Source organism: Enterococcus sp. NPDC086594 (assembly GCF_044746145.1).
In the GTDB taxonomy this organism is placed as follows: Bacteria; Bacillota; Bacilli; order Lactobacillales; family Enterococcaceae; genus Enterococcus_D; species Enterococcus_D entomosocium.
Genome location: NZ_JBIVBP010000004.1, coordinates 42,028 through 53,695 on the forward strand (window position 1 = coordinate 42,028; position 11,668 = coordinate 53,695).

Annotated in this window: 11 protein-coding genes; 7 read left to right on the forward strand and 4 right to left on the reverse strand. The window is 45.9% G+C overall.

Annotated elements, in window-relative coordinates:
• Positions 1 to 122: 122 nt before the first annotated feature.
• Positions 123 to 1,415 carry an adenylosuccinate synthase gene (locus ACIPK1_RS07935; protein WP_005232916.1) on the forward strand — a complete coding sequence of 431 codons (1,293 nt, stop codon included), beginning with the start codon at positions 123 to 125 and terminating at the stop codon, positions 1,413 to 1,415.
• Positions 1,416 to 1,555: 140 nt separating this feature from the next.
• Complete coding sequence (locus ACIPK1_RS07940; RefSeq protein ID WP_016611673.1) at positions 1,556 to 2,431, forward strand: DegV family protein; 876 nt, start codon at positions 1,556 to 1,558, stop codon at positions 2,429 to 2,431.
• Positions 2,432 to 2,530: 99 nt separating this feature from the next.
• Here ACIPK1_RS07940 and ACIPK1_RS07945 read toward each other — a convergent pair whose 3' ends face one another.
• On the reverse strand, positions 2,531 to 4,153 hold the full coding sequence (locus ACIPK1_RS07945) for an ABC-F family ATP-binding cassette domain-containing protein (RefSeq protein ID WP_301388907.1): 1,623 nt from the start codon (positions 4,151 to 4,153) through the stop codon (positions 2,531 to 2,533).
• 208 nt (positions 4,154 to 4,361) lie between these two features.
• On the opposite strand from ACIPK1_RS07945, the gene ACIPK1_RS07950 reads away from it, so the two are divergent.
• Positions 4,362 to 5,180, forward strand: a complete 819-nt coding sequence (locus ACIPK1_RS07950) for a ZIP family metal transporter (protein ID WP_005232914.1) — start codon at positions 4,362 to 4,364, stop codon at positions 5,178 to 5,180.
• 57 nt (positions 5,181 to 5,237) lie between these two features.
• On the opposite strand, the gene ACIPK1_RS07955 is transcribed toward ACIPK1_RS07950, so the two are convergent.
• A complete protein-coding gene (locus ACIPK1_RS07955; protein WP_008376766.1) occupies positions 5,238 to 5,441 on the reverse strand; it encodes a hypothetical protein in 204 nt (67 codons plus the stop codon).
• A gap of 151 nt (positions 5,442 to 5,592) precedes the next feature.
• Between ACIPK1_RS07955 and ACIPK1_RS07960 the strand changes: the two genes are divergently transcribed.
• Positions 5,593 to 5,994 carry a DUF4809 family protein gene (locus tag ACIPK1_RS07960; protein ID WP_086316721.1) on the forward strand — a complete coding sequence of 134 codons (402 nt, stop codon included), beginning with the start codon at positions 5,593 to 5,595 and terminating at the stop codon, positions 5,992 to 5,994.
• Between the two features lie 106 nt (positions 5,995 to 6,100).
• On the opposite strand, the gene ACIPK1_RS07965 is transcribed toward ACIPK1_RS07960, so the two are convergent.
• Positions 6,101 to 7,345, reverse strand: coding sequence for a glutamate-5-semialdehyde dehydrogenase (locus tag ACIPK1_RS07965; RefSeq protein WP_301388903.1), 1,245 nt, complete (start codon positions 7,343 to 7,345; stop codon positions 6,101 to 6,103).
• Entirely contained in the window at positions 7,342 to 8,157 is an 816-nt protein-coding gene (proB, locus tag ACIPK1_RS07970) for a glutamate 5-kinase (RefSeq protein ID WP_034872095.1), read from the reverse strand. Before proB ends, ACIPK1_RS07965 begins: the two co-directional genes overlap by 4 nt.
• 188 nt (positions 8,158 to 8,345) lie before the next feature.
• Between proB and ACIPK1_RS07975 the strand changes: the two genes are divergently transcribed.
• From ACIPK1_RS07975 to ACIPK1_RS07985, 3 genes are all read left to right on the forward strand, one after another.
• Positions 8,346 to 8,855: a dUTP diphosphatase gene (locus ACIPK1_RS07975; RefSeq protein WP_005232909.1), complete on the forward strand. Its 510-nt coding sequence runs from the start codon at positions 8,346 to 8,348 to the stop codon at positions 8,853 to 8,855.
• Positions 8,856 to 8,899: 44 nt separating this feature from the next.
• Complete coding sequence (gene radA / locus ACIPK1_RS07980) at positions 8,900 to 10,270, forward strand: DNA repair protein RadA (RefSeq protein WP_005226394.1); 1,371 nt, start codon at positions 8,900 to 8,902, stop codon at positions 10,268 to 10,270.
• 163 nt (positions 10,271 to 10,433) lie between these two features.
• Entirely contained in the window at positions 10,434 to 11,573 is a 1,140-nt protein-coding gene (locus tag ACIPK1_RS07985; RefSeq protein ID WP_005232908.1) for a PIN/TRAM domain-containing protein, read from the forward strand.
• Positions 11,574 to 11,668 lie beyond the last annotated feature (95 nt).

The following is an 11,668-nucleotide window of genomic DNA, read 5'->3' on the forward strand; positions in this document are numbered from 1 at the left end:
AGTTCGTTTTTTACCCCTGAAAAATGAGAATTTAAAACGATTATTCGATTTTAGATTGAAAGAGCTTGCGAATCTTGTTACAATACTTAAGGAATGCACTAATTAAAGAAAGAGGTCATTATATGTCATCTGTAGTAGTAGTAGGTACACAATGGGGCGATGAAGGTAAAGGAAAGATTACGGACTTTTTGAGTGAAAACGCGGAAGTCATTGCACGTTATCAAGGTGGAGACAATGCCGGCCATACGATTAAATTTGACGGTGTGACCTATAAACTGCATTTGATTCCTTCAGGGATCTTTTATGCAGATAAAATCAGTGTCATTGGAAACGGGGTCGTTGTGAACCCGAAATCATTAGTTAAAGAATTAGCATACTTGAAAGAAAACAATATAATAACAGAAAACTTAAAGATCTCTGATCGTGCACATGTTATTTTACCTTACCATATCCATTTGGATCAGCTGCAAGAAGATGCCAAAGGTGACAACAAGATCGGTACGACAATCAAAGGGATCGGACCAGCCTATATGGATAAAGCGGCCAGAGTCGGCATTCGGATCGCTGATCTTTTAGACAAAGAAATTTTTGAAGAACGTCTGCGTATCAACTTAGAAGAAAAAAATCGTCAATTCGTGAAAATGTTTGATGCAGAGCCAATCGCCTTTGAAGATATTTTTGAAGAGTATTACGAATATGGCCAACAAATCAAAAAATATGTGACGGATACTTCGGTGATCCTTAACGATGCCTTAGATGAAGGCAAACGAGTTTTATTTGAAGGGGCACAAGGCGTGATGCTGGATATCGACCAAGGAACCTATCCTTTCGTAACGTCATCCAACCCCGTTGCTGGAGGTGTCACCATCGGTAGTGGTGTGGGCCCTTCAAAAATCAACAAAGTCGTTGGTGTCTGCAAAGCCTACACCTCTCGGGTAGGAGATGGTCCATTCCCAACGGAACTGTTTGATGAAACAGGTGAACAAATTCGTAAGATCGGTCGTGAATACGGGACAACGACAGGACGACCTCGTCGTGTGGGCTGGTTTGATACCGTTGTGATGCGCCATTCAAAACGGGTCTCAGGGATCACGAACCTATCCCTTAACTCGATCGATGTCTTGAGCGGTTTAGAAACCGTGAAAATCTGTACCGCTTATGAACTAGACGGCGAATTGATCTATCATTATCCAGCAAGCTTGAAAGAGTTGAACCGCTGCAAACCAGTCTACGAAGAACTTCCTGGCTGGTCTGAAGACATTACTGGCTGCAAAACATTGGCAGATCTGCCAGAAAATGCACGCAATTACGTTCACCGCATCTCTGAATTAGTCGGTGTCCGCATTTCGACCTTCTCGGTAGGGCCAGACCGCAGCCAAACCAACATCTTAGAAAGTGTTTGGGCGCAAATTTAACCTGACGCGAAAGCATCAGAACAAGACAAAGAACTTCTGTGTCAGAAGCGGTCAACGATAAGTTTGGCTGCTTTTGATGAGAATTTCTTCTGTCTTGTTCTTTTTTTGCTATAATAGGGGGTAACGAGAGGGGTGAAACCATGTTTCAAATCATGACAGATTCCTGCTGTGATTTACCAGCAGCAAGATTAGCGGAGCTAGATGTTGCGTATATTCCGATGCTGATCGAATTAGACGGCAAAGAATATATCGATGATATGGGCAAAGAATTTGATACGGAATGGTTTTTAGGAAAACTAAAAGAGCATGCGCAGCCGACAACTTCTCAAATCAATGTCGGACGTTATATGGAGTATTTTCGGCCATATGTCGAAGCGGGCACACCGGTCCTTTATTTAGGTTTTTCTTCAGGAATGAGCGGCTCATTCCAAAGTGCCGTCCAAGCCGTAGCCTTACTAAAAGAAGAATACAAAGAAGTCGCGATCACCTTGATCGATACGCGCTCTGCGAGTTTAGGCGAAGGCTTCTTAGTGGCTGAAGCAGCCCAACAAAAAGCCCAAGGGCGTTCGTTGCTGGAAGTCAGCCAATGGGTAGAAGAAAATAAACTGCGTTTAGATTCATGGGTCACCGTCGATGATTTAAAACAATTGGAACGCGGCGGCAGAATCTCTAAAACGGCGGCAGCGATCGGTGGATTGTTGAATGTGAAACCAATCATTACCGTAGATACCGCGGGAAAATTACGCAGTGTTGATCGAGTGCGGGGACGCAACAAAGCGATCCAAAAAATCGTGGATCAAACCATCGCCAATCTTCACGAATCAAAAACCAATACGGTTTATTTTGCCAATGCTGGCGATGCCGAAGCAGCGGAGAAAGTCATCAAGCGTTTGACCGAAAAAGTTCCTGACATTATTATTCATCATTATCCATTAGGTCCAACGATCTCCAGTCATACCGGCTACGGCTGCTTGGCGCTGTTTTCATTCGGCAAAGCCCGTTTAGAACAAGCGTAACCTGCCCAACATGCCCGAAGTATTAGACAAAATAAAAAGAACGCTCCAGTTGCAGCCTTGGTGGCAGGCAACTGGAGCGTTCTTTTTTGCAGAAGCAGCTTATTGATTCATTTCTGCTACGCGTTTTTGGACATCTTTGTTTTCTAAGAATTCATCGTAGGTCGTTTCGGCACGATCCACCACGCCTTTGCTAGAGACCGCAATGATACGGTTCGCAAGGGTTTGAATAAATTGGTGGTCATGAGAAGCAAACAACAATGAGCCGGTGAAGGCCATCAAACCATCGTTTAATGCGGTGATCGATTCTAAGTCCAAGTGATTGGTTGGATCATCCAACACCAATACGTTGGCTTTTGAAAGCATCATTTTCGACAACATACAGCGAACTTTTTCGCCCCCGGAAAGAACGTTGACGGGTTTTAATACTTCATCACCAGAGAATAACATGCGACCTAGGAAGCTGCGCAAGAAGGTATTGTCGTCTTCTTCTTTGCTTGCGTATTGACGCAGCCAATCAACGATCGGGGTATCCGTATCGAATTCGCTGGTCGTATCTTTTGGCAAGTAGGCATGCTGCGTGGTGACGCCCCAACGAACACTACCTGTATCAGGAGTGATTTCCCCCATGATGACTTTGAATAGCGTCGTGGTGGTGATATCGCTATTGGCAACAAAAGCGACTTTGTCGTCTTTATTCAAGGTGAAAGAGATATTGTCTAAAATCTTTTTGCCGTCGATCGTCACACTGACATTGTCGACTTGCAGCAAGTCATTCCCGATTTCACGTTCTGGTTTAAAACCAACAAACGGATAACGGCGGGACGAAGGTTGAATATCATCAAGGGTGATTTTATCCAACATTTTTTTCCGAGACGTTGCTTGTTTGGATTTTGATGCATTGGCACTAAAGCGTGCGATAAAGTCTTGCAGTTCTTTGATCTGCTCTTCTTTTTTGGCATTTGATTGTGATTGTAATTTCGCCGCTAATTGGCTTGATTCCAACCAGAAATCATAGTTGCCGACAAACAATTTGATTTTGCCGAAGTCTAGATCGGCCATATGGGTACAAACTTTATTTAAGAAGTGGCGGTCATGGGAAACAACAATGACGGTGTTGTCAAAGTTGATCAGAAACTCTTCTAACCAGTTGATAGATTGGATATCCAATCCGTTGGTAGGCTCATCTAGGAGCAAGACGTCTGGCTTACCGAAAAGGGCTTGTGCCAGTAAGACTTTCACCCGTTGACCAGCAGTTAGATCTTTCATCAAGACATGATGCAATTCATCGGGAATGTTCAAGCCTTGCAAAAGAACAGCTGCTTCGGGCTCTGCTTCCCAGCCATCAAGTTCCGCAAATTCGCCTTCTAGTTCGGCGGCACGAATCCCATCTTCATCAGAAAAGTCTTCCTTCATGTAGATCGCGTCTTTTTCTTTCATCACTTCGTAGAGACGTTTATGGCCCATGATGACCGTTTCGATCACTGGAAAGTCTTCGTAATCATAGTGGTTCTGTTTCAAGACAGCCATCCGTTCATCAGGACCTAAAGAAACATTCCCAGTCGAAGGTTGGATCTCACCAGATAAAATTTTTAAAAAAGTTGATTTACCAGCACCATTTGCACCAATCAAACCATAACAATTACCAGGCGTAAACTTAATATTAACATCATCAAACAGTTTGCGGTCTGAAAAATGCAAACTTACATCACTTACTGTAATCAATTCTTTTCCTCACTTTATATAAATTGACATGGAGTCTCCTAGCATTATAGCGATGAATGTTGAAACTTTCAAGTAAAGCCGAGGATTTCATCGGGAAAGGCTTAGGGCTGGTGAAAGAAAAATTTTGGCTGCTGCTGCCTTCCTAGTAGAACCTGACGGCTTCCTATGCTAGAGTATTGGTAGAATAGTTAGACAAAGGAGCAGACGAATGGTGGATTGGTTGGTTGGATTGTCGCCATGGCAGCAAGCGCTGGCGGGGACGATCTTTACGTATGGTATGACGGCGCTTGGGGCAGCGCTAGTCTTTTTCTTCAAAGAAATCAATAAAAATGTCCTGAACACGATGCTGGGGTTTGCCTCTGGAGTGATGATCGCCGCTAGTTTCTGGTCGTTATTAGATCCTGCGATCGCACGAGCCGAAGAAAATGGCGACATTCCGTGGCTGGTGGTCAGTATCGGGTTTGGTTTGGGCGGTTTGTTTCTTTATGCAGCAGATAAGACACTCCCACATATGCATTTTGGTCCGAATCATGAAACAGAAGGATTGCCTAGTCATTTGAAGCGAACGATCTTGCTGGTTTTTTCCATCACACTACATAATATCCCGGAAGGCTTGGCGGTAGGGGTAGCGTTTGGGGCGGCGGCTAGTGCTGATGATCCGCGAGCTGCGATCTTAGCAGCACTTTCGGTGGCAATCGGGATCGGGATCCAGAATTTTCCAGAAGGCGCAGCCGTTTCGATCCCCTTGCGCCAAGAAGGGTTAAGCCGAACCAAAGCCTTTATGTATGGGCAAGCATCTGGGATCGTTGAACCGATCGCGGGTGTGATCGGGGCTTTGTTGGTAACGAGTATGTCCGCTGTCTTGCCGTATGCGTTGGCTTTTGCAGCGGGTGCTATGATTTATGTGGTGGTGGAAGAATTGATTCCAGAAGCGCAGCAAACCTTGACGAGTCGCCGCCATTTTGCGGTTTTTGGCGTCATGTTAGGCTTTATCTTAATGATGGTTCTAGATGTCGCATTAGGCTGATGGATAGAAAAAACCACCTGACTGTTGGAAAGTCAGGTGGTTTTGGTTTTCCTGCAATTAACGATAATATTTTCTTGGTTTTTGGCGAATCGAGGTTAACCAGCGAACAATCAAAACGGCCAGCAGTAAAGGAATCCCGAAACGGAAGATCAATCCGATCAACCCACCAACAATGCCTAATACGACAGATAAAACAAGAGATGCTGCGATTAAAACTGCCACGACAGTAACGATTCTTCCTAATAAACTTTCTGTATTCATAGCGACTCCTCCTAGACTTTTTTTCTTATCCTTAGCATAGCAAGAAGGAAGAAGAAACACATCCAACTTAAGGCGGAATAATTGCTCCGCCGTGGGCCATAGGTTTTGTGATAAACTAAACATGAAGTATTCATGAAAGGAGGCGAAACGAATGAACGTAGAAATCCTCACGAGCCAAGTCATCACAGAAGGAGGGTGCAATGCCTGTTTGCCTTATGAACTCAATACCTTCACGCTACAGCTGCCAGATGGTCGTAGTTTTTCGTTAGAAAACTTGGATGTTGCATCCTTGGTGATGCCCATCGCTCAAATCAATCAGTGGCAGACTCGCTTATTATTGGAAGAAGACGAAGGGCTGATCTATCGCAAAGGAACACAAGAAGTGATTTTTGTAGAAGGCAGCCGCCAGGATACGTTTTCCAGCAAAGGACAGACGATTGCTTGTCCGAAAAAGAGTTGTGAAGCAGACGTTTTTGCCACAACCAATCGGGTGCTGACAGAATTGTTTGGCATCGACCCGCTTTCCTTCGTTTTGCGGGCTGCACAAGCATAAGAAGACGCAAAAACAACCCCTTGCACGGGTGTACCGACCTCCAAAAGTTCGCTTTTGATCGAACTTTTTGGGGGACACTACAGCAGGGGGCTGTTTTTGCATATCGTTACTTACGGATCTGTCCTTCGCCATAAATAATGTATTTGGTGGAAGTCAGTGCTTCTAACCCCATTGGCCCACGGGCATGTAGTTTTTGCGTCGAGATGCCGATCTCGGCACCAAAGCCAAACATAAAGCCATCCGTGAAACGGGTCGAGGCATTGACGTAAACCGCCGCCGCATCAACTTCTTTCAAGAAGCGTTGGGAAGCGAAATAATCATCAGTGATGATCGCTTCGGAGTGCTTCGTATTGTAGCGATTGATGTGGGCAATGGCTTCTTCTTGCGAAGCCACCACTTTGATCGCTAAGATATAGTCTAAAAACTCGGTTGCCCAGTCCTCTTCAGTGGCAAGCTGTGCATTGTTTAAAAACGCCAATGCTTTTTCATCTCCTCGCAATTCGACTTGATTGGCAAATTGCTGTTCTACCATTGGCAAAAATTCCGCTGCCACTGCTTCATGGACGAGGATCGTTTCGATGGCATTGCAGACAGAAGGGCGTTGCGTTTTTGCATTCGTAACGATCGCCAGTGCCATCGGCAGCTGGGCGGCTTGATCGATGTAGATATGATTGTTGCCGGTGCCGGTTTCGATCACTGGTACTGTGGCGGTCTCTTTGACGCGACGAATCAAGCCGGCGCCCCCACGGGGGATCAAAACATCCAAGTAATCCGTCAGACGCATTAGTTCAGCCGCTGTTTCGTGGCTCGTGTCTTCGATAAACTGGATCGCATGGCGGGAGTGTCCATTGGCAGCTAATGCCTCTTGTAAAATAGTCACGAGGACTTGATTGGAGTGGAAGGCTTCTTTTCCACCACGCAAAATCACGGCATTTCCTGATTTGAAACACAGACTAGCGGCGTCAGTGGTGACATTAGGACGAGCTTCGTAGATGATGCCGATGACCCCTAAGGGCACCCGCTGTTGACCAATCAAAAGATCGTCAGCATTGCGCCACATTTTATCCACGGCACCGATTGGATCGGGCAATTGGGCGACTTCTCGGATGCCGTTAGCCATCTCTGTGATCCGTTGTTCTGTCAGCAACAGTCGATCCAGCATCGTTTGGCTGGTTCCTTTGGCTTTTGCGGCAGCTAGGTCTTGTTGATTAGCAGCTAAAATCGTCTCAGTAGCTTTTTCTAAAGCATCGGCCATCGCTACCAGTAGGTGATTTTTTTCACTGGCACTCAGTAAGCTTAATGTCTGGGCGCTTGCTTGAGCTTGTTGACCGATCGTTTGCAAGTTGCTCATTGCTCATCCTCCGTTCGTTGATAAAAGTGGGTGCCGACAGGTTCCCCTGCGAGCAAGTCAAAAATAATTTTCGGCTGCTTGCCGTTAGCGAGCAGCATGTGACTGTTCACGTCTAAGATGCGTTGGGCGGCTTTTAGTTTACTGGTCATACCGCCGGTTCCATAAGGACTGCCTTTTCCCGTAGCTTGTTCTAAAAGTTCCGGGGTGATTTCATTGATCTCGGAATACAAAACGGCATCAGGATCATTCAGCGGATTGGCGGAATAAAAGCCATCGATATCAGAAAGCATGATCAAAAGCTCGGCTTTCGTCAACTGAGCGACGATCGCTGACAACTGGTCATTGTCGCCAAATTTGGTGAGATGGTCCAATTCATCTACTGCCACCGTGTCGTTTTCATTAATGATCGGGATGATCCCCATCGTAAGTAGTTGCTCTAAGGTGTTGCTAACGTTTTGACGGCTTTGGGGAAATTCGATGATGTCTCTGGTCAGCAGAATTTGTGCAGTCTGCTGGCTATAGCTTTGAAAACGCTGGTTGTAGATCGTCATCAGTTCCGATTGGCCAACGGCTGCCACGGCTTGCTGCTGTGGGATCTCCACGGGTCGTTCTTTCAAATTTAACTTGTTCATGCCAACACCGATCGCCCCGGAAGAAACTAAGATGATTTCTTTGCCTTGGTTTTGCAAAGCTGCTAAGACAAAGGCTAATTCATCGATGCCAGCTAGATTGATGGCACCATTGGGATAAATCAACGAGCTGGTGCCGATTTTTACAACGATTCGGTTTTTGTTTGAAAGATCTGCGCGCATATGCCACCGCCTATTTTTTGATATTTTTTCTATTGTACTCGCAAACGGGCGTTTCGTCATGCTCTTTTTTCTTTTTGAGCTATTTTAAACGAAGAAATTGTAAAGACTTTTCGATAATTGTGTTTTCCATGAAGAAAATAGTTCTTCCTATGCTAAAATAGCTATATGTTTTATTATTGGAGGAACCCATGAAATTACGAGGATTTGAAATTATTACATCATATAAAGAAAAAAGCATCACCTTGCCTCAACGTGCCACCCATCATGCGGCTGGTTATGACTTTGAAGCCGCGGAAGAAATCGTGGTGCCAAGCATTTGGAAAGCGGGCGTGATCGATGGGGTCAAAGCGCTTTTTGCGAAAGAGACCGCAAAACAGTTGAAGCCAACCTTGATTCCCACTGGGATCAAAGCCTATATGGGGGAAGACGAGTATTTGCAGCTGACAAATCGTTCCAGCAATCCTTTGAAACGTTTCTTAGTCTTGACGAATGGTGTCGGCGTCATCGACAGCGATTACTATGACAATCCAGATAATGAAGGGCATATTATGTTCCAGTTTACTAATTTCGGCCCCACAGATGTCGTCATTAAAAAAGGCGAGCGGATCGGCCAAGGAATTTTCTTGCCGTTCTTAAAAGCTGATCAAGATACAACCACTGCCAGCCGAACCGGCGGCTTTGGCTCCTCGAATCAGTAAATCCTGCCTGGGGGTCTGTTTGATAGAAGTAGTGGAGGAGATCAATGGCAAAAAAAGCAAAAAGTCAATTTGTCTGTCAAAATTGCGGGTATAGTTCCCCTAAATATTTAGGAAAATGCCCCAATTGCGGCAGCTGGAATTCAATGGTAGAAGAAGTGATCCAAGAAACCGCTGATCGTCGTGTACGTACGACATTGACGGGGCAAAAGATGCAGCCGACGAAAATTGCCGATGTCGTACCGAAAAAAGAACCGCGGGTCCAAACGAAACTCGCTGAGTTGAATCGCGTCTTAGGCGGCGGCGTGGTCCCAGGTTCCTTAATTTTGATCGGTGGGGATCCCGGGATCGGAAAATCGACGCTGCTCTTGCAAGTTTCCCAGCAATTAGCAGCGATCGGCGGAACGGTCTTGTATGTGTCAGGAGAAGAAAGTGCCGAGCAGATCAAAATGCGGGCGCAGCGCTTAGGCGCCATCGACACGGAATTTTATCTCTATGGGGAAACGGACATGTCAGAGATCAGTAAAGCGATCGAAAACATCCGCCCAGATTATGTGATCATCGATTCGATCCAAACCATGACCCAACCGGATATCACCAGTGTGGCAGGCAGTGTCAGCCAAGTGCGAGAAACGACCGCAGAATTGCTGAAAATCGCTAAAACCAATGGCATCGCCATCTTTATCGTTGGCCACGTGACGAAGGAAGGCTCGATCGCAGGACCGCGGATGCTGGAGCACATGGTGGATACCGTCTTGTATTTCGAAGGCGAAAAGCACCACAGCTTTCGGATTTTGCGGGCCGTCAAAAACCGCTTTGGGTCCACCAATGAGATCGGGATTTTTGAAATGGAAGAAGGCGGGTTGAAAGAAGTCGCCAATCCGTCACAAGTCTTTTTGGAAGAACGCTTAGAAGGCGCAACCGGATCGGCGATCGTAGTGGCAATGGAAGGCAGTCGGCCAATCTTGGTGGAGATCCAAGCATTGGTCACGCCAACGATGTTCGGCAATGCCAAACGCACGACGACGGGGCTAGACTTCAACCGGGTCTCGCTGATCATGGCGGTTTTAGAAAAACGGGCAGGTTTGCTGCTGCAAAATCAAGATGCCTACTTAAAAGCAGCCGGCGGGGTCAAATTAAATGAACCCGCGATCGATCTAGCGATCGCTGTTAGTATCGCCTCCAGCTATAAAGAAAAAGGCACCAGCCCGACGGAGTGTTTTATCGGTGAAATTGGCTTGACGGGTGAGATTCGCCGAGTCAATGCGATCGAACAACGGGTCAAAGAGGTGCAGAAACTGGGCTTTACAAAAGTTTATTTGCCTAAAAACAATCTGACTGGTTGGCAGCCGCCAAAAGGCATCGAAGTCGAAGGCGTGTCTACCTTAGCCGAAACCTTACGGAAAGTCTTCCGTTAAAGTGGAGTCACTGCAAGAGCAAGGGGCAATCTCCCTTCCTCTTGCCCTGACGCTGCTGGTTCATTCATTGAACCAACCGACAGCCGCTGACTGGTGGAAGGAGTCAGTTTGGCAGCACGGATTTTTGAACAAAAGAAACCTACTGGAGTATGGAGGAACATGTATGCAGAAACGAGTCATTACCGCACTAATGGTACTTGCCGGAGCAAGTCTAGGGATCTCACTGATGCCCATCGCATGGCAAGCCATTGGGCAAACCCAAAATGAATGGCTGAATAATAACATCACTAATAGTTTGCTTGGAGCCCTTATTTTCTTTTTATTATCTTTACTATTAGCGAAATATATTGCAGCCGGTATTCGCAAAATTGAAGAAAAACTAAGTGAATTGAGCTTAACCTATCTCTTGTTTGGCGCAATTGGTTCGATCATCGGTCTGATGATCGGTGTGATCGTGTCGATTCCTTTTTACAATTGGGATATTCCTTTTATCAACGGGATCGCCCCAATCTTAGTGATGGTCCTGTTAGGGTATCTCGGTTTTCAGATCGGGACGACACGGATCGATGAATGGAAAAAAGTCTTTGCCCCGAAAAACAAAAAGGCAGAGCCTCAAGAGCAAGATGAACAGCAGATGCTAGAAAGAAAAATCGCGGACCATTTCCACAAATACAAAATTTTGGATACCAGCGTGATCATTGATGGCCGGATCTATGATATTGCCAAAACCGGCTTTTTGGAAGGCGTCCTGCTGATCCCGAATTTCGTTTTGTATGAATTGCAATACATCGCAGATTCTGGCGATAGTTTGAAACGGGTCCGGGGCCGTCGCGGCTTGGATATTTTGAATGCTTTGCAAAAAGAAGAAGGCATCGCAGTTGAGATGTACGAAGGCGATTTTGAAGACATTTCCGAAGTCGACAGCAAGCTGATCAAGTTAGCGAAATTGCTGGATGGTGTCGTTGTGACTAATGACTACAATTTAAACAAAGTTTCTGAATTTCAAAATGTGCCGGTCTTGAATATCAATGCGTTGGCCAATGCGGTCAAACCAGTGGTGATTCCAGGAGAAAGCATGCACGTCTTAGTAGTGAAAGCTGGCACGGAGCGGCAGCAAGGGGTCGCTTATCTAGATGACGGGACGATGGTCGTGGTGGAAGATGGCCAGCATTACATGAACGAACACATCGAAGTGATCGTCACCAGCGCCTTGCAAACGGCAGCTGGGCGGATGATTTTTGCCAAACCAGCCCATTCTGGTCGCGGCATCGACAACAAAGAAGGATCAAAATCAGAGAAATAATCCTCGGCAGCTGGCGTAAAATATGCCAGCTGCCTTTACTAATTGGGTTATTGATTGTACAATTCAACTTGAGGGTTCTGTTTTTTACGCGGGTC